The organism is Bengtsoniella intestinalis (assembly GCF_039719005.1).
Taxonomy (GTDB): Bacteria; Bacillota; Clostridia; order Oscillospirales; family Oscillospiraceae; genus Oscillibacter; species Oscillibacter intestinalis.
In genome coordinates, this window is sequence record NZ_CP133584.1 from 2,032,478 (window position 1) to 2,057,345 (window position 24,868).

At 49.1% G+C, this 24,868-nt stretch carries 19 protein-coding genes; all 19 read right to left on the reverse strand.

What is annotated here, in order from left to right; all coding sequences use genetic code 11:
• Positions 1 to 14: 14 nt before the first annotated feature.
• The 19 genes from RFF05_RS09825 to RFF05_RS09915 all read right to left on the reverse strand — a co-directional run bounded on the left by RFF05_RS09825 (position 15) and on the right by RFF05_RS09915 (position 24,760).
• Entirely contained in the window at positions 15 to 845 is an 831-nt protein-coding gene (locus tag RFF05_RS09825) for a phage baseplate assembly protein V (RefSeq protein ID WP_409966929.1), read from the reverse strand.
• A gap of 15 nt (positions 846 to 860) precedes the next feature.
• Positions 861 to 2,780 (reverse strand): hypothetical protein, encoded by a 1,920-nt coding sequence (locus tag RFF05_RS09830; RefSeq protein WP_409966930.1) that lies wholly within the window; start codon positions 2,778 to 2,780, stop codon positions 861 to 863.
• A gap of 23 nt (positions 2,781 to 2,803) precedes the next feature.
• Positions 2,804 to 3,460, reverse strand: a complete 657-nt coding sequence (locus tag RFF05_RS09835) for a hypothetical protein (RefSeq protein ID WP_409966931.1) — start codon at positions 3,458 to 3,460, stop codon at positions 2,804 to 2,806.
• 32 nt (positions 3,461 to 3,492) lie between these two features.
• A complete protein-coding gene (locus RFF05_RS09840) occupies positions 3,493 to 7,119 on the reverse strand; it encodes a hypothetical protein (RefSeq protein ID WP_409966932.1) in 3,627 nt (1,208 codons plus the stop codon).
• 41 nt (positions 7,120 to 7,160) lie between these two features.
• Positions 7,161 to 7,664 (reverse strand): hypothetical protein, encoded by a 504-nt coding sequence (locus RFF05_RS09845; protein WP_409966933.1) that lies wholly within the window; start codon positions 7,662 to 7,664, stop codon positions 7,161 to 7,163.
• 23 nt (positions 7,665 to 7,687) lie between these two features.
• Positions 7,688 to 7,903, reverse strand: a complete 216-nt coding sequence (locus RFF05_RS09850) for a DUF6760 family protein (RefSeq protein ID WP_409970102.1) — start codon at positions 7,901 to 7,903, stop codon at positions 7,688 to 7,690.
• The gene (locus RFF05_RS09855; protein WP_409966934.1) at positions 7,900 to 8,262 is read right to left on the reverse strand and encodes a phage tail assembly protein; all 363 of its coding nucleotides are present in this window, start codon (positions 8,260 to 8,262) and stop codon (positions 7,900 to 7,902) included. Before RFF05_RS09855 ends, RFF05_RS09850 begins: the two co-directional genes overlap by 4 nt.
• Positions 8,263 to 8,346: 84 nt before the next feature.
• On the reverse strand, positions 8,347 to 8,850 hold the full coding sequence (locus RFF05_RS09860; protein ID WP_409966935.1) for a phage tail protein: 504 nt from the start codon (positions 8,848 to 8,850) through the stop codon (positions 8,347 to 8,349).
• Between the two features lie 32 nt (positions 8,851 to 8,882).
• Entirely contained in the window at positions 8,883 to 9,431 is a 549-nt protein-coding gene (locus RFF05_RS09865; protein ID WP_409966936.1) for a phage tail protein, read from the reverse strand.
• Between the two features lie 56 nt (positions 9,432 to 9,487).
• The gene (locus RFF05_RS09870; RefSeq protein ID WP_409966937.1) at positions 9,488 to 11,182 is read right to left on the reverse strand and encodes a phage tail sheath family protein; all 1,695 of its coding nucleotides are present in this window, start codon (positions 11,180 to 11,182) and stop codon (positions 9,488 to 9,490) included.
• Positions 11,183 to 11,261: 79 nt separating this feature from the next.
• On the reverse strand, positions 11,262 to 11,639 hold the full coding sequence (locus tag RFF05_RS09875) for a PAAR-like protein (protein WP_409966938.1): 378 nt from the start codon (positions 11,637 to 11,639) through the stop codon (positions 11,262 to 11,264).
• On the reverse strand, positions 11,632 to 12,450 hold the full coding sequence (locus RFF05_RS09880; protein ID WP_409966939.1) for a hypothetical protein: 819 nt from the start codon (positions 12,448 to 12,450) through the stop codon (positions 11,632 to 11,634). Before RFF05_RS09880 ends, RFF05_RS09875 begins: the two co-directional genes overlap by 8 nt.
• On the reverse strand, positions 12,450 to 13,061 hold the full coding sequence (locus RFF05_RS09885; RefSeq protein ID WP_409966940.1) for a DUF4255 domain-containing protein: 612 nt from the start codon (positions 13,059 to 13,061) through the stop codon (positions 12,450 to 12,452). The genes RFF05_RS09880 and RFF05_RS09885 overlap by 1 nt, the downstream gene beginning before the upstream one ends.
• Before the next feature lie 13 nt (positions 13,062 to 13,074).
• Positions 13,075 to 16,266 carry a hypothetical protein gene (locus RFF05_RS09890; RefSeq protein ID WP_409966941.1) on the reverse strand — a complete coding sequence of 1,064 codons (3,192 nt, stop codon included), beginning with the start codon at positions 16,264 to 16,266 and terminating at the stop codon, positions 13,075 to 13,077.
• A gap of 44 nt (positions 16,267 to 16,310) precedes the next feature.
• Positions 16,311 to 18,350: a TolC family protein gene (locus RFF05_RS09895; RefSeq protein WP_409966942.1), complete on the reverse strand. Its 2,040-nt coding sequence runs from the start codon at positions 18,348 to 18,350 to the stop codon at positions 16,311 to 16,313.
• A gap of 29 nt (positions 18,351 to 18,379) precedes the next feature.
• Positions 18,380 to 19,573 (reverse strand): hypothetical protein, encoded by a 1,194-nt coding sequence (locus tag RFF05_RS09900; RefSeq protein WP_409966943.1) that lies wholly within the window; start codon positions 19,571 to 19,573, stop codon positions 18,380 to 18,382.
• Between the two features lie 75 nt (positions 19,574 to 19,648).
• Positions 19,649 to 22,009, reverse strand: coding sequence for a hypothetical protein (locus RFF05_RS09905; RefSeq protein WP_409966944.1), 2,361 nt, complete (start codon positions 22,007 to 22,009; stop codon positions 19,649 to 19,651).
• A gap of 31 nt (positions 22,010 to 22,040) precedes the next feature.
• Positions 22,041 to 22,883: a hypothetical protein gene (locus RFF05_RS09910; RefSeq protein ID WP_409966945.1), complete on the reverse strand. Its 843-nt coding sequence runs from the start codon at positions 22,881 to 22,883 to the stop codon at positions 22,041 to 22,043.
• Positions 22,884 to 22,954: 71 nt separating this feature from the next.
• Entirely contained in the window at positions 22,955 to 24,760 is a 1,806-nt protein-coding gene (locus RFF05_RS09915; RefSeq protein WP_409966946.1) for a hypothetical protein, read from the reverse strand.
• Positions 24,761 to 24,868 lie beyond the last annotated feature (108 nt).

Consider the following 24,868-nt stretch of genomic DNA (forward strand, 5'->3'; position numbering starts at 1 on the left):
TTACATTCTTTGCGTTATGTGCTCACGCTACTGCCTTCCACCTTGGTGGGACCATCGCTGCCCAAGGTAGCAGATTGTGCACCCTGAAAAACAGCGGTGCCAGAAGACTTCATATTCATATTTCCCGACACATTCACCGTCAGGTTTTTACCCTTGGTAATGTCAATATTGCCGTTTTCTCCATTAAGAGTAATGACAATTTCACTGCCCACTTTGATGGTAAGCTTTTTCTTCGCCGTGATGGTGATGGAATCGTTCACTGCTTCAATGGCAATGGAATCATTGCCCCGTATAGCCACATCATGGGTTTCTTCGCTTTCGCTTTTGGAGTGGGACATAATAATATGGTTGGTCAAGGTGCCATCTGCACTGGCATAGCCTTTCAGCGTCAGCGTTTCGGCATCTGCTGTGTCGTCAAAGACAATTTGTTGTTTGCCTTTGGTGCGGATTTTTTTAACATAATTGTTCTCATAGGGTGTAGTTTTATAGTCTTGGGTCAAAATATTGTCAGAATCCTTAGGCAAACAGCCAATGACAAAGGGGCAATCAATCAAGCCCCCTTCAAAGCTCAAGAGCACTTGGTCGCCAACTTCTGGCAAGAAGTACATCCCATAATCTCCACCGCCATAGGGAATGGCCACACGGGCCCATTTCACCACCTCGGTAGACGTTCCCTTGAAAACAGGGATTTTCACTTGCACCCGTCCCTCACGGGTATAGTTGTCGGTTTTTTGGTAGTTGCTCACCACCACGCCTACCACCACGCCGAAGATACGGTTATCGCCTGTTTCCGTTTTATGAACTTGGGTGGCGGTTAATTCTTCAATGATGTCTACTAAGGCCATATCGTCGCTCCTTTTTTAAGTGGTAGATGCTCCAATGTCTACAGCCATGGTTTGGCATTTGCCCACAACCTTGGTACGGTAACCAGATGGACTTGAAAAGCTGTGGGTCACTTCGGTGAGGTAATAGGCATTGTTCACATAGTCCCCAAGGTTGTCAATTTTCAAGTTGTTGCCTGGCAATATGTCTGGAATTCCCACACAGTCTGCGCTAAGGTGCCCCAGACGAAAGCTACTTTGGTCTCTGAGATAATCAGCACGGTACCCTGCTTCATCCACACTGCGCACCGATGCGTCCACATAGGTTTTGGTAATCTTAGAGACCACTTCCTTGCCCTTGGCATGGTTTGGGTCTTGACTGTCTGTGGTGGCATTGGTTAAAACATCGCCGCCCTTGGCAGGGTCATAGGCTTTGACCACCACGTCTTTCACCAAACCTAACAGGTTGTATTCAACATCAAAGTAGATTAAGCCTCGTTGGTTTCCAAGGGTTGCCACTAACTGGGCACCTTCTCTGGCTTTGCGGAAAATAATCTTTCCGTTTTCTACATAAAACTCATAGTTAAACTTTTTAGCAGCCTTGACTATAAAGTCGTAATCGCTCTCTGAAACAGATTCTATGGACAGCTCTTTATAGGCGCTGTCTGATTTGCCAAAGGCTTCAATGTCCGGGGTGGCTGTGATGCTGACACTGCTTGCCAAACTGTTGTTGGTTAAGATTTCTTTCACAGCGCCACTGTAGCCCTTTTCCACTGTACTGGTCAAGGCTCTGGCATAGGTGCTTGCCATCAAAAGACCTTTGGCATCCATACAGTGTACAGTCAATTGTGGGCGCGTGCCATCAAAATGGAAGCGATAGCTGGCTACATGTCCCTTAAACACTTGCTTCAAAGCATCCCCATAGCCCATGAAAATGCTAACCTCTGCGCCCAAATACAGCCAACTGCCCTCTAACTTAAATACAGCGCCATCGTATGCGTCGTCCACAGTGAAGCTGGCAACACTAGCCTCATATCCCACGCCCAACTCCACCTTTGCATCTGTGATGGCAACGCTCAGGGCGGTGCCGCCTACCGAAATTTTCAGGCAGGCCATGCGAAAGTTATTGTAGGTGTCGGCGTAATAGTCATAATTTTTTTCAGTGGAATCTGCGGCAACTTCTTCCGTGATGGCGGCTTCTGCAGTCTGCTCAGCAGCGTCCAAGGACGCCTGAGCGCCATCGTCTGTGGTGGCCATGGCTTCTTGGGCAGCCGATGCACTGGCATACACAGCTGCCAAGGAAGCATCTACAGTGGACGAAGCCCCGCTATTGGTGGTCTGAGCCTCTGTGCTGTTGTAAAAATTCTTATAATCGTTGCTATGGTCTGTGCCGCTTATTTTTTGTGCCAGCGTCAAGTTCACATGACTGCGGGTGGGCTCACCTTTGGGGTCAAAGAGAATATAATTGGCTTCTACATTGATGAGTTCCCCTTCAAAAATTTGCTCACCCCAGTGGAAGATAATATCCCGTGTGGTATCTCTTAAAATGGCACCAATCAAGGCATTGGTCCGCACTCGAACAGAACTGGTCGGCCATACTTTTTCAAGCTTCAGCGCATCCACACTGCTCATAAGGGTGTTGAGCTGATTGTCAATTAAGGTGCTCACGGCGGAATTGGCATCGTTGTAATCATAAAAGGTACTGGAACTGGCAGAATCAAACACCAGTGTCACCATTAGGTAGGTTTTGGCAGGTACCAAATCTTGATAAAGGGTTCCGCTGTTTGACCCACTGTCTAACGTGGATAGGTCATTCATTTCTGCTTGTGCCAAAATACGCAAGGTACTGGGGTTGTACTGCACACTTTTGGTTACAGTTCCACTATCGTTCTTCAAAGTCAAGATTGCCTTTTCCAATGACCCTTTTGCCAAGTCTACTACAGTCTCTAAAATAGACATGAAAGACCCTCCTCTCCCAAATGTTACGGTGTCAGTATATCGTTGCTGACTGCTTCTCCTGCCATTTCTTCGCTCAGCCAAGCATTATACTGGGTTATATACGGTTTTTTGGCTATATCATCGTGAAGCTGGCGGAGGGTCAGGTCAATGGTGGCACGAATTGGATTGCCACTAAAGGTAAACATGGTGTATTCTACCTGCACCCCTGTCACCAAGCCCAAAAAGGAAAATTTATTCCAACAAAACTCCACCTTGCGGGTACTAGCACTGTTTAAACTTTGCACCAATCCATTGACTTGATCGTACAGCTTACGCTCTCTAACTTTTTGTGTGGTTGTGGCGGCAATGTATATCCCTTCCGCTGTATCCACAGAAGCTTGCAGTTCATCCATACGGGAATAATCACTGCGTGGCAAGTTATCCAAGTTGTCTAAATACAGCTTCACCGAAAAGTCCACATAGGCGTTGACATGGGAGTTCTGGCTAGAGGTTCCTTGACTGCCTGTGTTGAAATAGGTTCTAGACTCTGGTTTGTGCTGGGCTTTGATTTTCAATTCATTGGGGTTAAAAGCCAAATTATGATAGCTTTTCTTGTCGTTTACGTCATAGAGAATCAGGTATGCCGTTGCACTACTTTTGCGCAAAAAACTGCTGAAATTCGCACTGTTTGCTATACTCATGTCACTGCACCGCCTCTCTGAACGCTTCTATCTCATCGCCCACGGCGACTGCGTTCCATCTCAAGTCTACGCTCCATCTGCTGATACACTTGGTCAGTGATGTAACTCATTTGACCGCTCAGCGTGGTGCGTACCAAATTTGAAATATCCTCCACTTGATGTTGCACTTCTTGGTGGTTAATCTGGCGGGTATGGATATTTTGGGTGTGGGTTTGTTCCATGGTATGCACCGTTTGCTGCTGCGCCAACACCTGTTGGGTGTAGCGTTCCTCCATCTCCTCTAACAGGGTTTGGAAGCTGTTTTCTTGACGGTGTACCATGGTAGATTTTGTAGTTTTGCTTACTTTACGAGGACTTGTGCCTGGCGTTTGTATGTGGGCAAACTGGCCATAGGTTTGCGCCAAGGGGGTATACCCCTCCGCCGCCACCTGATTTTCCTGCCAATCCTCGCCATCTTCTTGATTGGGATGCGCCATCTGAACTGGGTCGCTCCAGTCACGCTCTGCCTGCTGAATGTCCCGTTTCAATGCGGCAACATCTGCAGCTTGCATCCCTTGGGGACGTAACTGTGGCGATTGCCCCATTTGGAATACCTGTTGGAATAGTGCCTGCTGTTGTGGGTCGGCCTGTTCCATGATTTTCATCAACTGGGGTGGCATAGCGGTCTGGGTTGGTACCTGTGGCGCCCCCTGCAACTCTTGCACCACCTCTGGGTCTTCCAGCGCTTTGTGGGCATGGGTCAAAGTCCGCAGGGCATCGGCCTTGGTGGTGGCAAATCCTTTTTCCTCTGTAGAGCCTTGCTCTTGGAGAATTTGTAACCGCTCTGCATTTTGTTGCTCAATCATTTGTACCGATTGGGCAATTTGGGCATAGTGTTCTTCTTGGGTTATGGTTTGCTGTTGGCTCACTTGAGAGGTCTGGATATGGGTGGCACCGTCAGTGCCAACACACTCACGTTCTAAGAAAGCAGGTGGTTCCACCTGTTGACCTTGGTTTGGATACAGCTCCTCTTGTGGCGAATAGGCAAAGGTTAAGGGCACAGTTGCCTGTGGGTGTCCCTTTTGTTCTTCCCATAGCGTTTGTTCTTGGATGGTGTGATAGCGCTGGGTGTTTTCTTGCTGGATGCGCTCCAATTCTTGAGTGAGCTGTTGATAATAGGTGGTGCGCAACTCTGGTTGGCTTTGGAACATTTGTTGACTGTGGCTGTCGCTTTGATGGAGATGGGTGTCCGTTTGTTGTTGCACTTGTTCCATCTGCTCTGTGACCTGCGACAGCTTTGTAATGCGGTCAATTTGGGTATTGGTTACCTGCGTAAGGGACTGGGCTCCACCTGCTATCAAGTCTTCTTGGGAATCGGCAAGGGGGACTTCCTCCCCTGAGAGATGCTGTTGGGTCACCCATTGTAGGTCTTGTTGGGTATGAATATGGGTTTGTGGTTGTAAGGCTTGCAACTCTCTTTGCACTTGCTCTTGCCGTAGCTTTTGGTGGAACTCTTGTAATAAATGTTGTTCCAACATATATGTGTCTTGAGGTGACAGGGCTTGTGCCTCTTCCAGTGCCTTCACGGCCTCATGGATTTGGGTCATCACCTGTTGGTTCATCTTTTGGAGAACCTGTTGTTGATGGATATGGCGCTGTTGGGCTTGTTGCACCAGTTGGTTTTGGGTCAATCGACTTTGATACTGGTTTTGATAGGTTTCATCCACCAACTGCTCCATCCGTTGTGTCACTTGCGCCACCTTGACGGTATGGGCGATTTGGGGGCGGATGGTCTGCTCTAATATGGTATTTGCCTGCTCCAACAACACTTGCTCTGTCTGGGGCATGACTGTCATGGCATGGGTCAGCACCGTTTGTTCTTCGGCCATCTGCTGGAGGAGCTGTTGGTGATGGCTGTGGGATTGATTTCCTTGTTCCACCCATTGGTTTTGGGTCAATTGCTGGCGATTGTAGTAGCTTTGCTCCACCAGATTGGTCAATTGTTGGGTGTACTGGTCGGTGATATGGTCACGGTGTTGGTGTATGGCTGATTGCACTAGGGTTTGGGTAAGTTGCTCTAGCAGTTCTTCCTCCGTTTGAGGTGCTAACTCCACCCTATGGGCTAGTTTGCTATCGGTCTTGATAATTTGTTGCCGCAGCTGTTGGTGGTGACTGTAAGTTTGGCTGCCTTGCTCAACTGTTTGGGCATACCATTGCCCAAACAAGTTTATCAGCGTTGGTGACAAGGTGGTTTCCCGTTGCCAAAGTTGCTCCACCCCACGGTCTAAGACATGAAGCTCTGTCAGCTTTTGGAAGGCTTGCCTTGTTTCTTTCTCCGCAGTCAAACGCAGCAATTGCTGGGTTTGGGTAATGGTTTCTTGTTGATGGCGTTGGTGTTCCATCTCTGTTTCATGATGGGTGGTTTGTCGGTCTAAGGTATGCTGGGTGGTCGTTTCAAATTGAGACAGGCGCACCTCACCCTCAGGCATTTGAAAGGCAATGGTTTGGTCTTGCCCCTCTGGCATTTGCGGATGTTGCACATGGATGATATGCTCCGCCGTTTGCGCAGGAGTCTGGAGTGTCGTAGCCGTTGTCTGGGCATAGGTCTGGCTCCATTGCAAAAGAGATTGCAATTGCTCAATTTCCACTGCCGTCACAGCCTGTTGCACCGCCGTATGCTGGGCATGGTGATGACTATGGGAAATGGGTTGGCTGTGGAATTGTTCGTAGCGTGCCAAGCTGTGCTCTGCCATTTGGGCAATGGTGCGCTCAAAGTTAACCCATTGTTGCTTTTGCACCTTGTTATACACCAACTCTTGGGACAGGGCTTGGGTCACCATGTGCATCACGGTGGCCTGTGTGATTTGATTGAGCACCTGCTCTTGGCTTTGGGGCAATGGCAACCCATCCCCTTGTTCATAGAGATTGATTACGTGCTCCAAGGTCAACTGTTGTTTGCCTAGCAGGTTGGTGCGTAGTTCTGTCCGCTCTAATGCTTGGCTGGTGCGGATATGCTCGGTGAGCCGTAGTTGCTCTTGGGTGGGGTTAAACTCGCTTTGACGGATGTGCCCTTGGAAGGCATGCACCCCTTGGTAAATGGTTTTGCTGTCTAGGCGGTTAAAAATATGTTGAAACAGATAATTGTCCTGACTACCTTCCCGTAGCGTCCCTTGTGGCTCTTGCTGGGTGCTTTGGCCAAGGGTTTCACGCTCTTGGCGTAGGAGTGTCTGGAGAATTTGCTCTGTATGGTTGACTTTTTGATAGAGTTTGCTGATGGTATGGGCGCTCATTTGCTCTTTACGCAAACGGCGTACCTCAGACATAAAGTGGCTCACTTCTTCCACCCCCAACTGTCGCAAAACAGAGGAGATGTAGACAGTGTCTTGATAGGTAAAGGGGGTATTGTGCTCTAATAAAATGCGGTTGATGAGATTGTTGGTGACGCTCAGGCTCACCACTTGATTGTTTTGCACATGGGTGCTTAATTGCAAACTGGTTTGGGCGCCCATCCACTCCTCTGGCAATTCCATGGGAGCGGTGACGTAAAACAACAGTTCTTTGGGCTTGACGGTGGTGCCCATCATGGCATAATTGGCCTGCATCCGCTGGGCAAAGCCACCTGTGTCACAGCTCAGCGTCATGGCGGTATGGAGAGCAATTGGTTTTTTAATGGTAATCATAGCGCCCTCCTTTCACAGCTGGCAAGGGGGTTACCCCATGGTTATTCTGCACCTATGTTCCCCGCCACGTCATAGAGGGGATTGTCCACATGGTACAGCTCTTGATAGCTAATGGTGAGATTTTCGGTGAGCAGTCCTGATTTTTCAGAAATCAGCTCGCCAAAGGTTTTGGAGATCACCACGCACCCTGTAAATACATAAGTACGGGCACACCAGAGGGGAATAAATTGATTGGGCGCATGACCCACCATCAACATCAATGGCAAAACCAAGGGTGTGCCAAGGGGGAGAGGGTCAATAGCCGCCCCTGTGACATAACGTTCAATTTCTAAAGTAAAGGGTTTGCTAATGGGCTTACGGCGCATATGAACGTAGTCATTCAAGCCACCTTCTTGCACATGCTCATACTCCAACTCTCTGGTAAAGGGTTTGACAGAGCGCAGAGGAATATCAAAAAGCAGTTCCACCCGGAGCATAAAGTTAAAATTTTCTAAGGCACGGCGGCTTTGGTTCCATACCACATAATTTTCCACATCGTAGGACATAGGGCATCCCCCTTTCTCTGTTTTTATTTTTTCTTGCCAAATTCAGTGATGCTCACTTCTTTGCCTTTGGCAGGTTTACTAGACTGGGCAGTGAGGGCGCTGTTGATATTGGATATTTCTTGGCACCAGCGCCGCCTCATGGCGTGTTCCATGTTCAACACATCGCTCTGGCTCCAATGGAAATAGTAGGAGACGAAGCCAACCTCTTGGAACAGCTCAGCCTCTGGATACAGCGTTATCCCTCTTGCGTAAAATTTATAGGCACCTCATGGACTTTCCCACAGCTAGGACAAACAGCCGTCACCTTAGGTGGTTCCACATCGTTGATACGCTGATACATATCTTGTAAAAATGCCAAATCAGCGGTAAACATCCGCTCGATGGTGCTGGGGGAAATAATGTCTAGCCCCTCAATTTTGGTGATGACCTTAGACAAAATCACCATGGTCAGATAGGAGGGATTGGACAGGACACGGGGGTCACGGGTGGCGGTGATTTCATCACCAGCGGTGGCCAGTCGCATTGTGCCGTTGCGGCGGACAGTGCCACTTTTATCTAAATAGCCCTTTGGCAGGGTAAATTCATACTCAGTTGTCATAGATGATTCCTCCATATCAGATGATTGGCGTCGCACTGTGAGAGGAGCGTTCTCCCCTCACAGTGCAACGTGGATTAACGTGCATTAGCCATTGGGAATGGTTAGTTTTTCGTAGGCGATTTCCACAGATTCCATGGCCACGCCAGAGGTACCTGCATTCAAATCAGCGCCAGAATACTTGGCAGCCCAAGCATTGGTCAGCACCCAAGCCTTAGCACCAGAGCCGTCGCTTTCCATCAAGTCACCACTGCCCACATCTTCATTGACGGTGTCAATGAGTTCGATGGTCAGGTTGACACGTTCAATGGCAGAGCGTTGCTCGTTAACACAGTTCATCACCCATGTCTTAAAGGCGTTGCTTTCGGTGTAGCCAAATTTCAAGGTCACGTTGCCGTGCTTCACCAAGCCAGGCAGTTTCACATGGTTCATGCTCCCTGCGTTGCCTTGACGGAATTCAATAACATCCACGCTGCCTTCAATGCCAGTAACTTCACTAAAAGCGGCGGTGCCTGCATCCTCAGAGTCAGTGGTGACCACAAAGGACATTTGAGATAAAGGTCTGAACAGACCAGATTCATTTTCAGCCATAATACTAGTTCTCCTTTATTCGTTGTAATAAATTAGGTCTCTTTGGCGTCTTCACCAGATGTATCTTCACCAGAGCTACTTGCATCATTGGGGATGGTCAGGCTTTCATAGGCCACTTCCACAGATTCCATGGCAATCCCACTGGTGGTGGCATTGAAATCCACCCCAGAATATTTGCAAACCCAAGCATTTTTCAAAATCCAAGCGTGGTTGACACTCGTATCAGCTGTGATTACATTACCTTCGGCGGTGGCCTTGCCCACCGTATCCACCAACTCGATGGTCACGGTGGCACGGTCAATGGCAGGACGCTGTTCACTAACACAGTCCATCACCCAATCTCTAAATAAGCTGTCTTCGGTATAGCCAAATTTCAATGTAATATTGCCATGCTTGACCATGCCAGGCACCTTGATGGGCGCCAAACTGGCAGAGTTGCCTTGGCGGAATTCAATCACGTCTACCGTGGCTTCCACCCCAGTGACTTCACTGAAGGCAGCGCTTGGTTCTGTGCCGCCGCCAACATTTGAAAGGGTGACCACAAACGACATCTGTGATAGGGGACGATATAAATCAGCCATTTCATATTCCCTCCTTTGTTTTATTTATTCTTTATGTGTCAAACTTGTTTTTCTACTTATTCACCGCCACCAGCAGTGAATTGGCTGACACGGAAGATGACAAATTCAGCAGGACGGCTGGGGGCAATACCTATTTCGCAAATCAAACGACCATTGGCAATGTCATCACGGGTCATGGTGTTGGGACCGATTTCCACAAAATAAGCTTCGCCTGGTGCTTCACCAAAGAGCATACCTGCACGGAAAATACCATTCAAGAAGCCATCGATGGTCATGCGGACACGGTTCCACAAAACAGCGGTGTTGGGTTCAAAGACAACCCAGTTGGTGGCAACTTTGATGGATTGTTCCACATAGATAAACAGACGGCGCACGTTGACATATTTAAAGGAAGAATTGCTAGAAGCGGTGCGAGCGCCCCAGATGCGGATGCCTTGACCAGGCATAGCACGAATCAAGTTCACGCCAGCGGGGTTCAAAATATCTTGTTCGCCAGTGGTAAAGCCGATGGACAAACCAGAGCAGGCGATGGTTTCATTGGCAGGAGCCTTGTGGACACCACGACGGACATCGGTGCGAGAGTACACGCCAGCCACAGCGCCAGAAGGTGGGCAATAGCCGGGTTTTCTGCTGATGGGGTCAAACACTTGCACCCAAGGATGGTACATGGCAGCAAAGGTGCTGTCAATCATTTCACGATACTCTAAGATTTCCCCAGTTTTCTTCAAATCTTGAGGAATGTCAATGATGGCGAAACGACTTTGGGTGTTTTCGCAGTGTGCCACCAAAGAGATGACCACTTCTGGCATGGTGATGCCGGGCACTGCCATAATGCTCACCACATTGTTTTCCAAGAAGGCTTGGATACCAGTGCGCTTGCCGGGACCTTCGTCGGTGCCGATGTATGTGCCAGCGTCTACTGCACCTTGGGTGCCATCGCTACCGCCTGCAAACACCAAAACGCCAGAGGTTTTGCCTTCGCCCAAAATAGCAGAAACAGGGTTCACCAAGCCGTCCACTGTTTCCAGTGTCAAGCCTTGCACCAAGTCGCTCTTGGTGATGCGGTTTGCCAGATAATTGCTAGAAGCAGGGTCAAGGTTGACACCAGCATAGTTTTCTCCGTCCCCTTCGTAACGGACTTGCACGTCCATTTCAACGGAATACACCACAGTCTTAGGCACCAGAGCGGTGTCCACGATGTCGCTTTCAAAAGGTTGCACAAAGGTGACCATGTTGTCAAACACGCCTTCAATGCGGTTCAATTCGCTACCGCAAATCACCAAATCCCCTTCGCCAAAACCAGAAATGGTTTTCACACGATAAGAGGCACCGCCCACGGCTTCTAGCACTTGGAACTTACGACGATTGACGGTTTCAAAGGTCATCACCACACGGTTGCCCCATTTGCCAGGGTTGGCAGCACTGATGCTCAGCACGCCACTGTTGGCTTGGGCGCACTTGGCGTCAGCAGGCACCACACGGGAGATGAAGCAACGGGTACCACCGTTGGCGAAGAATTGTTCCACAGCCAAAGGCAGATAGCGATATTCCCCATGGGTATACTCGCTGAGGAAACCACCGAACTGACGGGTAAATTCAGCCATGCTGGGGCAATAAGCAGGTGCGCCACCTGCAGGGCCTTTCACAGTCATGCCCACAAAGCCTGCTGTGCTGGTGCCAACCCCTTCAATTGCACGGGGTGCAGAGTCAATTTCTTCCACATAGACACCGGGAGATAGATATTCAGCCATAGTTTTCTTTTGGATTTGAGCCTCCTCAAATCCATCCTCCTTACTAAAATTTTATAAAATATAAATTGTTAGGTACAACTTAGCCACGAAGTTTTTGCTGAGCGGAATTGATGATGGTGATGGTGCCGCCATAAGAACAGGTCAAGGTTGCACCTGTCATCAATGCCTCTTTCCCTGAAAGTTTCATACTGACAGGGGACTGGTTTTTCCACGTTTGGGTGGTGCTGGGCATGCAGGGCGCTGGGGTGTGTACCCCTAATGCGGCGGCGGTAGCCGCTTGCACTGGCGGTGCACTGGCAGAATTGCATACCCCACAAATTACTTGGGTGGGGGTGGAGTCTGCCACCGTGGCAACCGCTTGCCCATTCACCCGACGCACCATCTGGGATTGCACCACCAATACGCCAGTGCTCCCCGGCACCGCCATGCTACAACGAATGGGAGATTGATTAACCACCGCTACAGGCATCGCTCACCGCCTCCTTTTCTACATCTGATTGTATAGTTGGCGGTTTACCGCCGCCTTCCACCTCTGGCGGAAGAATACTGGTGTCTGTACGCAAGTCGACAGGCACAAAGGCGTGGGTTCCATCTCGGATTTGATAGCGCACCAACCATTTGGTGGGACCACCGTCCTCTCGCAATTGCAACAGATAGGTACCATCTGGCTCTACCCTGCCTTTGACAATGGATGCCAAGTGAAAATCACCTGCAAAATCACCTGCAAACGTGCCCTTCACCTTTAGCTCTTGGTCGGAAATCACACGGGCAAGCTCCATCACCTCATAGGTTTGCTTGCGTCCATCCACCACAGCATATCTGGCTCTGTCGAAAATCTGATGATAGGGATTGTCTAGGGTGACAATCCGTTTGCGACTGTCATAGCCTTTGATGAAACAGCCCCCTCGCCCCAAGCGAACAGCATCTAGCGCCACCATGCCTTTCATCTGCCCACGCAGACTGTGCAACGATGTAATGGCCTTGTCCTTGGTAATGGGAATAAGCTCTAATTCTAACAGCGGTGCATCTGGCGAAAGATTTGCGTACACCAGATCTACACGTTCTGTGTAAAACCCAGCCACACGAATTTCTAAAACACCGTCCTCTCGCTCACCGTCTAAGACAATGAGAATACCGCCGTCTCTTGGATACAGGTGCAACAGCGTTCCATTGCGCCACACCTGCACTTGTTGGATGGGTGCGCCCAGTCCTGTGGTGGTGTCTATCAATCGCAGAGCCAGCACCAGTTTGTGTACCAAACGGCTCATTATCCATCACCTCCCCTGCTCCCATTTTCTGGGGCATTTTTAAGGTTGATACCAAATTGAGCCTCGGTAACCAAGGTATGGGTGGCCACCTTTTCACTGGAAATATACACAGGAGATACATCGTAAAACAGGCTCACCTGATAGGGCTTATTGATGGCTGACCAGACACGCACCTTTTCTTCCAGCGCCATTTTACTGGCCACAATGCGGATAGGCGGTTCTTCAAACTCCAACCAGTTTTGCAAGTCGTTGGGTCTGACTGCACCACCATCGCTGACGATTTGGGCGGCACGTCCTAAAATCTTTTGGGTGTCTCCTGCTTTTAAACCCATTTGAGACGACCCATTTAAAAAGAGCATATAATGGAGTTTATAGGGCTTGGGGGCTTTCACCTGTTGGGTGCTCCCTCGACGCAAAGTCTGGGGCATAGAAAAATTCCCATCCTCCACAATATCGTAGAGATACAGCCCCAAAAGATAGTCCGCATCCTGCTCGGCAGGACTGGTGACTTGAATGTTGTTGCCAGAGGGGATGGGCTCAGGGCACATCTTGCCTCGCAACATTTCCACGATGTACTGAGATACATCTGCAAAAATCGGATAATCTGCCATGGTTCCTCCCCCCTTATGCCAGCATCAGCGCCAACAAAGTCTCTGCTTCTATTAATAGTTCATCGGTGTAGGCCAGGCCGTAATCTGTGCTGCCTAAATAGATACACCCTATGGCAAACTCACTAATGGCATAGCTGTCAATGATGTGCATGCCGTTTTGATAGCTAGCAGGTTGTGTCATGGTTTGGGTGGTATCGCTGCCAATTTGCACGCTGGTACTGCGCAGGGTAAAGGCATAGTAGGTGCCTCCTTTTGCAAGGGTAGCCGTGCCAGAAGCCGTGTTATACACATAGCGCAATCCTGTCAATGTTTCCACCGCAGACAAGGGCAAATAGTAGTTGGCACCGTCATTGATGCGATAATACACCAAGGCATTGCCCAGTTCCATTTGTCGCCGTGCCACACCGCCTATCAAGTTGGCCACATCGTCGCCACCCATCAAGTCATAGTACAACGATAGCGCCAGCAGATACACACCGCCATCACTATCACTGCCTAAGGTTTCTAAGTCGGTCAAATCCACGCCACTGCCACTGCTCAAGCCTGAACCCAAGCCAGAATCATCTGTCACAGGCTCCGTGCCGAACAATGTGCCTGTGGTAAACAAATCACTCATACCCGTGGATACTGTGTCAAACAAACTGTCTGTATCGCCTGTAAAATACTCCTCTGCAATGCTAGCCAATGTAGATGCAGATTTTTCCGTCTGCAAACTGGCTTCATAGGCATCTAAATTCTCTAAAATAGCGGTTTCAATGGCTTCAATGGCATCGCTATGGTCGTTACCATTGAGCACTTGGTCTAGGCTCAAATCCTCATAGACATCAGCCAGATAGGGGAACACCAAGCTTTGGTCTAAGCTCAACATCTCCACCAAGGTGTCCACCGCTGTGGCCACTGCATCTGTGTCATCGCTTAACAACGCCGACTTCACATCTGCCACTGCCCCCACCACCACTGACCCCAACGTCCCATCAGACAGTCCACCTTCTAAGGCAGCAAGGGTAGCACTTAGGTCGGTGACTTGGCTGGTTAAATCCGTCGCCAACGTAGCACCATCAGTGGCCTGCGCCGTTGTCAAAACATCTTGTAGTGTGGCAATGGTGCTCAGCAATAGGTCCTTGGTGTCTTGCTGGCTACTGGACAAATCGCTTAAACTGTCGTTCAAGTCGTCAATCACGGAGGACAGCCCTTCTATCAATGCGTCAGTATCCACGGTGCCAGTTTCTGACAATGACAAAGCCGCTTGCAAATCATCAATGGCACTTTGGGTCAAATCGCTTGCAGTTTGGTCCCCAGACAAACTATCCAAACCATCACTCAGTCCGTCAATCACAGCAGAAACATCGCTGCTCAATGTAGAAGTGTCCCCACTTTCTGCCGCAGTCACAGCCGTTTCTAAAGCAGAAATGGCACTTGTAATCAAGCTTTGCTCGTCACTGGACAGGGCATCTACCCCGTCAGTCAAATCAGCCACCACCGCAGAAATTCCATCCAGCAATGCATCGGTATTACTGGTGTCAGTATCGCTGGTGTCGGTGCACTCTTCTAGCAAGCTTTCAAGGGCATCCACCAAGTCATCCAACACAGTAACCTGGCTTTGTTGATCTTCTTGCAAGGCATCGATTTCTGCGTCAATCAAGGCTATTGCCTCTTCAATTTCCAGTGCCAATGCCAAGTCGCCATCATCTAAGGCGCTCAGAAGTTCTGTTTGCAAGTCTTCTTTTTCTGCTATCAGCTGGTCAAGTTCATTGCCACCCAAGGAAAGCTCCAAGGTCCGTCTCAGTGCGGTGAGATAATCCACATGGCTATCCACAGTGGCGGACATAGAGGTGGCAAAGTCGTCACTGGGGATGGTGTTGTACCAATCCATGGTGATCAAAAGCCGTGCATCCACATAGTCCATGGCTACAGAGGCTTCTAGCCGATTGGTGTAGGCGGTGATGAGAAATTCCAGTTCTCCTCGCTTCCCATCTGCCGTACTGGAGGCAGTGGAAATAACGGAATTCTTCATGACCTGGGCTTGATTTGCCGCCACAGCCACTGCGTAATCGTCGTTTTCTCCTGCTGCAATATCCGCTGTATATGCACTGGTGGCCTGAGGAATAAGGGTTGCCGTCAGCAAAGCAGACTCCCCTGTGGCATCTACAATTTGAGAGGACTCAATGTTGTTAAGATGAATGAGGTTTGCCACATTGGTGTCACAGCCTGTGTGATTGGTGGCTTCTGCATTGGCAACCAATTCCATTTGCTGGCCGTAGCGATAAGATGAGAATACAGTAGAGCCCTCAATAAGGGTGATGCTTTCATAGTTAATCAGGGATTCCCCTACATTTTCGTAACTTTCACTGACAGCCGACTGGAGGGCTGTGTCTGCACTCTCACTCTCAATCAACTCGCCATCGTCATCATATGTGTCGGTGACGGCGTAAATGGTGTCCATATAGGTGGCCAATTCCTCTAACAAAATGGCGAACACATAGGCACGGCGTTCAGCATCCAATCCAGCTTGCACCGTTTGCACCTCGATAATCTCTTGGGTGGGGGCATCGTACTCACGCAACACATTACAATAAACTTCCAAGGCGGCAATTTGGGCATCGATGCCATCGGTATAGCTGTCTTGCACATCAAAGAGGAGAATTTCCTCAATTTCTGCAATTTTTGCCTGCCCTGTGGCACTGTCACTCTCCAACTCATAAATGGTGTCATAGCGCATTTTCAAAGGTAGCAACTCATCAAGAGTTTCAATGTCATAGGGGTCAGGAATGTCGAAAATACACACCGCAGTATCGGTACGCAAATCGTAGGTAATGCCATCATCTTTGGTGTGATGGGTGAAAAAGAGGGCGGCAATCACATCGGTGGTGACAGGGGTCCCCCCTGTGGTGATGTCTGCCAATTCAGAGGCTGTAGTAATATCAAACCAAGTGCCGTCTGCCAGCTCTGATTTGTAGTACACTTGGCTTTGCCCTGAATTTTCTGCCGACGCCACAGCCACCTCATAAATAGAATCGGTGAGGGCACTCAAATGAATCAAATGGGTGCCGATGACCAGTGTGGACGAAGGAATTTCATCTGGGTCAATGTGCACAGCATCGTCCTCGCTCCACAGTGCCCCGGAAACCACTACAATCAATCCCACAACGATTGCAAAACAAAGACCAATCAAGAGCCAGCGTTTATAATTCAGTATTGTTTTCATGTGCCCGCTCCTTTCTCGGTTTGAGAGTTTTAGTGAACTGGGGGTTATTCCACAGGCCAGATACTGGCGGTGGCGGTATCGAAATACCCTTTTTCTACTGGGGTACCACTACTGTCGTAAAAAACAATGGTGGCATCGTCTAAACTAACCAGCAGTACGGATAAATAGCTTAGGTTATCAGCAATGGCAATGGCAGTGTCACTGCCCACGGCTTGCCCTTGGTAAAACACCATGTAAGACGTGGCATCACCCATGGCATTGGATGTGCTCACTGCCGTTGTGATGGACAAGGTAGATGTGCTAACCATGCCATAGTTTTGGGTAGAACCTGCGTAGCTCCCTAAAGGCAGCACCTCCGCCGCCACTTCCACTGTGCCAAAGTCTAAGGCACCATAGGCCACACTAGCATCAATTTCACACTCGCCCACATAGGTGTCTCCATCGTAAAACCGCAAGGTCAACAAATTGGTGCCACCATAGTCAGTGGCCAAGTGGGACACCACTTCATCCACCGATACCCGGCTTCCAATTTGATAGTCCTCGCACCACACTTCAAAGTACGTCACAGTAGGATCTAGCCCATCGGGAATGACCACGCCCACATGGAACATCAAGTCTAACACCGTGTTGGTGATGTAATAATAAGGGTCACTGGTCACGTCTAAAATAGTAACGCTTTCACCGCTACCATCTCCGTCTAAGCTCAAAGACTCGCCAGAAAAATACTTGCTAACAGCGCCGCAGGTCAACAGGTCATAATCGTATAGCAGCTCATTGTAGGTCGCCAGCGCCTCCACCTGCAACAATTGGGTGTCTTGGTATAAGGTCAGCGCCACTTCCACCTCGTCATAGGTGGCTTGCCCCAATTTATTCAGTGCCGTCACCCGTTCCAAGTCTTCTTTATACTCTGCCACCGACTCAGTCAAAGACTCGTAGGCACGACTGGCTGAGCCAATCGACTCATAACTGGTGCGGACTTGGGTTTCCACAGATTCTTTCACCATGGCCTCGTTTTGCAACGCATTGCTATATTCCATGCAAGCATTGTAAACGGCATACATTTCATCTTCGATATAACGGCTACCGCTTAAATCCCCTTTGAACCACTCCAAGTTGAATTTGAAAAAGAGGATACGTCGTGTCCCGCTCCAATATGAGTCAATTTGGGTTAAAAACGACCGATAGGCCAACATAAAAGCGGCATAGTCAATGTCTTGACCGTTTTTCGCCATGTTGATATAGGTTTGAATGGTACCCATCGCACCACCGTAGTAATTTTTCATCAGGGTTTCATACCCCTCTAAGTTAATCAGTGCCGTAGAGGTGGTCATCCGTGCTTCATAATAAGACAGGTCATAGGTTAAGGTGTAGTTGACCAAATTATCCAGCTGTGTCCGTGGAATATCAGCCGTGAGCATGGGGTTGCGGAAAGTATATCCTGTGCTGACATCCACACCAATCATATCGCTCAAGCTACTTTTGGACAGTTCGTAACTGCGCCAAAGGTCTGTCAACTCTGTGGTCAAGGTGTCCACACGGTCTTCCATGTAATCCACGTCTTCTTGGGTACCCTCGCCAATGAGCAGGCGAGCGCTGTCTCGCAGATAGTCCGCCTCTGCACTGGTCAATCGTTCTTGGGTAAAGGCAATGGTTTCTTGGGCCACATAACACTCCAAAAAGAGATATTGCGCCTCATTTTCCACCGTGCGGGTCACCTCGTTCAAGGAATATTTTAACGTGTTTAGCTCCACCTGCAAAATAATGGGCTGAATTTGCAAATCATAGGTTTCCCCCATGTCTAACTGAGAAGGGAAGGAAAAGGACAGCAACGGTGTCCAGCGGAATGACCGTATGCTCTTCGCCACCGCTTGGGCACTGGCCACTGTATCGCTATATTGTAGCTGTTTTAAAATAATCTCATTGTTGCGCTTGGAAATATCAGAACTATTGCGTACCGCCAGCACCACTGCTTGGGCTGATGTGAGGGTCTTGTTGGCGGCTTGGGCTTCTATGGGGGACAAGGTCAACACAAAGGTCACTGTCAACAATGCACAAAGATAGCGTTTCCATTTATAGACGTTCATGTTCTCCCCCCCTTTTGTTTGTTAAATTGTTATATCAGCTCCAAGGCATAAAAGACAAAGCTGTCCTGCCCTGCCATGGGTGTGTAGAAGGTATAGCCAATGCCATCACGGAGATAGCTGTAAATATACACCTCTACAGCCGTGTCGTACCCATCGATGGTATACACCTCTTGAAATACAGAACTACCAGACATGGTCACTTGCCCAAAATCTTGCCGCCCCGCCTCATACAATGTATTGATGGCCACAGATTCTTCCAGATTGACCCAGGCGGTGCCCATGTAATTGGGTTGCCCCAGATAGGCAGTTATGGCGTTGATACTGGTGAAAATCTGTCCTTCGATTTGAATTTCATCTTCCAGAACCAAAATTCGCTCCACAGGCCAAGTTTCATTTAAAGAATTGGCACCATCGGCCAAGCTATACAAGGCATCGATTTCCTCCATGGTCACCACATACTCACTGCTTGAACTGTACACTGTGGCACTACCACTGTAGTAACCATCCACCTCTTGGCTGGATTTGCCCAACAAATTTTGATACACAATGTAATTGCTCTGGAATGTACCTTGGTAAATTTGGGTGCCTGCGTAGTTGTTTAGCACCCCTTCCCCTGTCCGTAAGCCGTCTACATACGCCCCTGTATAGGCCAAAATCCCTGTGGCGTAATAATCTTGTCCTTCACCGTGGTAAAGGTTATTCACATAGGCGCCTGTGTGCTTGACCACACCAGTGGGGTAATAGCTTACGCCTGTGCCATTGAAAGCACTTTGGTCGAAATCCCCTGCGTATACCAAATTACCATCACTATCATACAGGCTTCCAGTGCCAGTGCAATATGCGTCTTCCACATATCCCTCATAGGCCACATAGCCATCTTCGGCAAGGATTTGCACCTCGCCTGTGTAGAACTTCAAAATCCACGAGTCGTAGCGATAACGGGAAATCGTGCTACTGCCAAACAAGTCATCTGGCATAACGGTGGAGATATAATAGGCACAGCCAACACCTGCCAAAATAATAATAGCTAGAACCAATCGCTTGCTGACCAAGTACCGTGCCACTGGCACATAATCTGTGCTAGAGCGTGGCTTTACATTTAAGATATTGGTTAGGAATTTGCGAATGGGAATAAAGAGCTTGACCTTAAGTACCGAGAGATTACTATAGCGTTTGATTGCATACCACACTGGGTATATCCGCTTTCGTACTGCTGATTTCACAGCTGTAAACAAACTGCTCACCTAGGTCGCCCCCTTTCCTGTCTGCTTTAAGATTTGTCGTTATGCGTTATATGCTTACCCTGTGCTAAAAAGAGCCAAGTCCTCCACCCGTTCACCACGGAGCCGTTCTTCGCAGGCAAACAAATACCAGCGGGCAATGCCATCGTCAGGGCAACTTTTGAGCAACTGTGAAAAACAAGTGCGGGCCAAGAAGAAATCCGCTTTGTAGAACAGGGCAATCCCCTTTTGTAATTCGCTGTCATAGCGAAGCCGTTGGTTGCGCACAATGTCGCTGTAGCCGCCAAGCAACTCATAAAGTTGGAAGGTTTTTCCTTGCTCCATAGACACAAAGCCAATGTAACGTTTGGCATAGCTGGCTCCCAGTTGCTCCATGGCCACATGGGTCATCACCATTTGCACCCCGGCTTTGTACAGGCTCTGGCTGTAACCACTGAGGAAAATCAGCTCCGCAGAGGAAATAAAGGGGAATACCTGTCCTTTGGTGCCACCCACCCCATAGAGAAATTTACTGTAATGGAGGATGAAGCTGTAAGCCGGTTGCAGCACACCCTTAGAGGCGGCACCCTCATCTTGACAACTGCCCATCAACCGCAAGCCCATATCACACCCACTGGCCACCCCTTGAGGGAACAGTGCCGGTATGAATGCTGGTTGGAAGCCTGAGGCAAGCAATTGCCCCTCTCCCTCGCCCACTTGGGTTTCCACTTGGGCAAAACTGCGGCTGATAAAGTCCACATAGTCACGGTCACTAAGGCTACTGCGGGCTTTGCCACGGTTGCTCACCGCCATCAATGCCACTGCACCTTCTAACATCTGGGCATCGCCCACATCAATGTCCGTAACATTTGCACACCCCAACAGCTGATCCACCCCACGGGGGATAAACCGCTGATACGATTGGAGCGTGGCATTGATTTCATAATCACGAATGGACAAACCCATGCACAGTTCCTGCAAAGTGGTATGCATACTGCCCAATTCATCTAGACGTTGCCGGCGTAAATGGGTGGCATAATTCCCCTGAGCTATGTGTTCCATTTGGTTCACCAATTTATCCATAGAGCGGAACGACCGCCAAATATTCCAAATGGCAAACAGCAGGCAAATCATGGTCATCAAAACCAAGGTCATCACTTGATCTTCCAAAACAGGTTGTAGCACGGCGGTTTGGGTGTCCACTGGATATGTACTCATTAAGAGTGCCACCACTTGGGTGCCTGCATAAACAGGTTCCACAGCCACCACCCAAAGGCGGTCGTTAGCTGCGATGGTAGCGGCATCGCCATAACCTCGCAAACCATCTTCCATCATGTCCAAAATCTCTTGGTCAAAGTTCCCTTCCACCAAAGTGCCTTGCGCCATGGTGGACGAGTAGAGAATTTCTTGGGCAGTCATTAAAGTGTCGTGTTCACCCAGCAAGGTAACATCTTCTGCTGACAGCACCCCAAGGCGAGATACCCCTTCTATTTGACCAAGCCACTGCGCCTTTTGCGCCGTGGTTTCTTGACCAAAGGTAAGTCTGTGGTTCATGGTTTGTGTTGCCTCCATCTGGAACAAGGCACCGATTAAAATTGCCAGCACCACAAGCGGTGTCACCACGGTGACCACCATCAAGCGCAGGGAAATCAGTTTTAAATTTTGGTATTTGACTGCAAAAACCCACAGCAGCAGACCCAGCCCAATGACAATGCCCATCACAGCTAAACGGTAAATCCCGCGGCTTAATAAACCGCTCCATGTTTGGGTCAACTCTATGTCAAAGCCAGCCACTTCAGAGGCACCATTGCCACTCAACGACGTGGTGGCATATAGGCTTTCTCCCACGTTGCGATACCAGTCCCCCTCTAGGGTTTGGATGGTCAACACGTCATCGTTGTAGTACAGGCTCAGTGCTTCTACATCACTTATCAATTGGGTCAGCGTCCAAGTGGTTTCATCCCAAGAAATGACCTGCACTTGTTGGTCATCGTTGATACCTGCCACAGACACACCTGCACCGTCTAAAATCATGTCCTTAACCACCATGGAATATAGCCCATTGTCATTACCCAAATTGGTCAAGGTGTAGTCACTTACGTCCATGTGCCACAGTTGCCAGGTGGTGTTATAAACAGCGTTGGTGTCATACAGCCCTAAGAGCAGATAACAATCGTCCCCCGCCTGCGCCATGGCTTCCACCCAGCTGTAACACTCTTGGTCATCAAAGTCAAGGACACGGGCGCTGATCATAGCACCCGTGGTGTCTATTTCGTAAATCCAATGAGTTTGGTTCACCGTTTCAATGGCCAAATAGCCACTGCGGTCGTCTAAAGCAACCACTTGCTGCAGGGTTTCAGTTTGGGGCATGGGTAAGGTGTATAACGCAATCCCCAAACAAGCTAGGATTAGAACGACAGTGATGCTCACTTTTTTCAACAGCGCCCACCCCTTTCTAAAAAATCTACTGCTACGGGTTTAAATTCTCTGTGCCAATGATGGAAAAATTATCTTGGAAAAAACGGAACCACAGGTTCTCGCCAAAAATCAAATAGGACAGCAAACTGGTCAGTGCCACAAAAATAAGCACAATGCACACCACTACCAGCAGGCGGAAAAACAATCCTTCGTGGGTTTTGAACCACGCTTTCAGTTTCTTGACAATCCCCACCTTTTCCCCCGAAACTGCCGTAAGGCAGATATCACGATACAGCTCTGGCAGATTGTTGTAAGCATTTTTCAAACGCTTTTTGCGGATGATTTGATAGCTTTGGGATTGCTTGCGTTCCGGAATGTCTCGCTCTAGCAGGTTGATGACCAATTCGGCGCAAGCAATGGTGCACTGGCTTTCAGTTACCTCCGGCTTCAGCAGCGATAAATCCAGTCCATAGCCAAAGTAAATCTCGTTGTCTTGCCCTAGATGCACCTGATTTTGGGTGAGAATAAGAGCCAGTATGGGATAGGGCAGACCACAAGATAGGCAAGCCATCACCAAATTAACAGCCACCTCTTCCCGTTGCTTTACAGCCGTCACTTGCCCCGGTGCAAATTGAGATAGCTCCCGTTCTTGACGGTAGGGGAACACATAGCACAGGGATTCTCCGTGGGCGAACCGTGCCACATAGGCTTGCTTTTCTGCCCCCTCTAGCACCTGCACCACTTTGCGTTTACTCTGTTCCTTGTGAAGCACCAAAAGGGTGTATTCCTTGCCCAGAGGAGAAGCATTATCACGACAAATCAGCACATCATTGCTCTCACCGTGGGATATATCGCCAATGACTTGCAACACTAAACCAGCACCTTGATACACCATGTTATGCCTCCTCTGCGAAAATTTTTGCGGTATCCTAAGATAGACAGTTAGGCTTTGTCGCCCTTGCCCTCTTACTTACCCTCTTGTTTGCCCTCTTGCTCATTGACTTGGTACTTTTTCACCACTGCATAGGCATAGGTAGAAACCAGAGGGTTATCGGTGCAAGAAATGCGGATTTCATAAACCCCTTCCTTGCTGGGGGCAGTATAAACCCCATCGGTGGTAATGGAGCCAGAGTTTTCCTCGGTCAAAGTATAGCTGACGGAGCAAGGCTCAATATTTTTAAATTCCACTCCGAAATAATGGCTCTCTCGGGTGGCTAGCACCACCGTGGGCTGCAAGGCCGCAATGCTCTTGCCGACAAGCTGTTGGAGGCGATGACTGTCTTCGCCACCGCCGTAGCGTGTGGCCACCCAACGCACAGACGCTGTGGCTTGGGTGGTGTCTTGGTTCAAACGCAACGCCACCACAAAGCTACCACGGTCACACTGCACCTTCACCGCCTTGTCCGATTGGACGATGGGGGGATTTTCCCCACGGAACAAGTCTGCATTGCCGTAAATAGTATTGCGAGACTGATTTTGTGTGCGATTGTCTTGTGTCAAATATTCAAAACCCACTTCCACATGGACATTGCCACGACCAAGGCCATGGAGAATTTCATCAGAGAAGAAAATCTGCCCCTTACGCCCTTGACTGACAGGCACTTCGCAAACGCCCGTTGCATACACAGGCTCTTTATAGCCATGAGCCATAGCGTCTTCTTTATTTGCCTTTGCCTCCAACTGTCCCACCTGTGGCGTACCACTGGGGGCAAAATATCCTTCATAATGGTGGCGCAACGACGCATGGGCTGGGGTTTCTACATAAGTCCGCACCCCATCTTCGTCAATGGCTTCAATTAAATATGCCGTGCGTGTGCGTTGCAAGGTGATGGTTGCCAATGCCACCATGCCATGTTCCACCACCATTTGGTGCCCTTCTAAATTGATGCGTGTAGCCGCACGCAACACCAATGCTTGGGCGCTTACATTTTGAATACCCAAGTGCAGATGGACATTGTCTTTCATCTCCTTGGCACTATCGCCAACGGTGATGTGGGTGTCTTGCCCTTCCACAATCAAAATAGTTTCAGGGTTTGCAGTGGCTTGGGCTGTCATCCAGTAGGAATACACCCCTTCTTCCCCTTGGGACAAGGCAATGTTTTCTTGAACGATGGTCAGCTGATGCTCACCATCCGGGGTGGTAAAGGCAGGGGTTTTCACCACAGCTTGGATGGTCAAAGGCTCTGCCCCTTCCGCCAGACATTGAACGCTCATATCCAAGCGCACCTGTTGCCCCACTGGGCAAATGGCAGGCAGAGACAAACTCACCACATAAGTGCTGTCGCTATACACCATGGCACTGGTCAAAAACTCAGAAATGGGTGCCCCTTCTTCCAAGGCATCCCCATCTTGGAGCACTAACTCCCACCCTTCTGCCACACGATTGTGCTCAAAACTTTCACTGCTTTGGGCGCCACCCACTGCATACACAGGGGTGGTTTGGGTTTCTTGATAGCGCAGGCAAAGGACAGCTTGACTGCTTTCCAAGCTGTCAAACCCTGTGATGGTGGACAGTTTGCGCACCACAGTAGAGGCCACCACCAATTCACGGCCTTCACTGTCTAGTGCCAAGCCAGAGTCCACCATGATGGACTGGTCATCCAGACTATAGACCCCCAGACCGCAAACAATGCCCTTGCCAAAGAGCATTCCATTGCTGAATTGTCGCTTTTGCAAGCCATAGACTTGCTCCGCCAGAAAGTCTGCTGAGGTTAACATCTTTCCATGGTAATAGCGGTTGCGTTGGAAGGGTAATTGTTGATTTTTATTCATCAAGACACCTCATTTTCTACTTAATAAAGCCCGCAAAAAAGCGGATATTTTGTCGGCTAATTTATATATAGTTTACTATATTTCCCACCTCTATAAAAGAGTCCTACC

Bases quoted from the DNA above. Each gene is read 5' to 3' on its own strand.
- RFF05_RS09885 (WP_409966940.1), bottom strand. From the start codon at position 13,061: ATGGCAGATTATCCGATTTTTGCAGATGTATCTCAGTACATCGTGGAA.
- RFF05_RS09865 (WP_409966936.1), bottom strand. From the start codon at position 9,431: ATGGCTGATTTATATCGTCCCCTATCACAGATGTCGTTTGTGGTCACC.
- RFF05_RS09910 (WP_409966945.1), bottom strand. From the start codon at position 22,883: ATGGTGTATCAAGGTGCTGGTTTAGTGTTGCAAGTCATTGGCGATATA.
- RFF05_RS09880 (WP_409966939.1), bottom strand. From the start codon at position 12,450: ATGAGCCGTTTGGTACACAAACTGGTGCTGGCTCTGCGATTGATAGAC.
- RFF05_RS09855 (WP_409966934.1), bottom strand. From the start codon at position 8,262: ATGACAACTGAGTATGAATTTACCCTGCCAAAGGGCTATTTAGATAAA.
- RFF05_RS09840 (WP_409966932.1), bottom strand. From the start codon at position 7,119: ATGATTACCATTAAAAAACCAATTGCTCTCCATACCGCCATGACGCTG.
- RFF05_RS09825 (WP_409966929.1), bottom strand. From the start codon at position 845: ATGGCCTTAGTAGACATCATTGAAGAATTAACCGCCACCCAAGTTCAT.
- RFF05_RS09915 (WP_409966946.1), bottom strand. From the start codon at position 24,760: ATGAATAAAAATCAACAATTACCCTTCCAACGCAACCGCTATTACCAT.
- RFF05_RS09835 (WP_409966931.1), bottom strand. From the start codon at position 3,460: ATGAGTATAGCAAACAGTGCGAATTTCAGCAGTTTTTTGCGCAAAAGT.
- RFF05_RS09870 (WP_409966937.1), bottom strand. From the start codon at position 11,182: ATGGCTGAATATCTATCTCCCGGTGTCTATGTGGAAGAAATTGACTCT.
- RFF05_RS09845 (WP_409966933.1), bottom strand. From the start codon at position 7,664: ATGTCCTACGATGTGGAAAATTATGTGGTATGGAACCAAAGCCGCCGT.
- RFF05_RS09860 (WP_409966935.1), bottom strand. From the start codon at position 8,850: ATGGCTGAAAATGAATCTGGTCTGTTCAGACCTTTATCTCAAATGTCC.
- RFF05_RS09890 (WP_409966941.1), bottom strand. From the start codon at position 16,266: ATGAAAACAATACTGAATTATAAACGCTGGCTCTTGATTGGTCTTTGT.
- RFF05_RS09895 (WP_409966942.1), bottom strand. From the start codon at position 18,350: ATGAACGTCTATAAATGGAAACGCTATCTTTGTGCATTGTTGACAGTG.
- RFF05_RS09830 (WP_409966930.1), bottom strand. From the start codon at position 2,780: ATGTCTATTTTAGAGACTGTAGTAGACTTGGCAAAAGGGTCATTGGAA.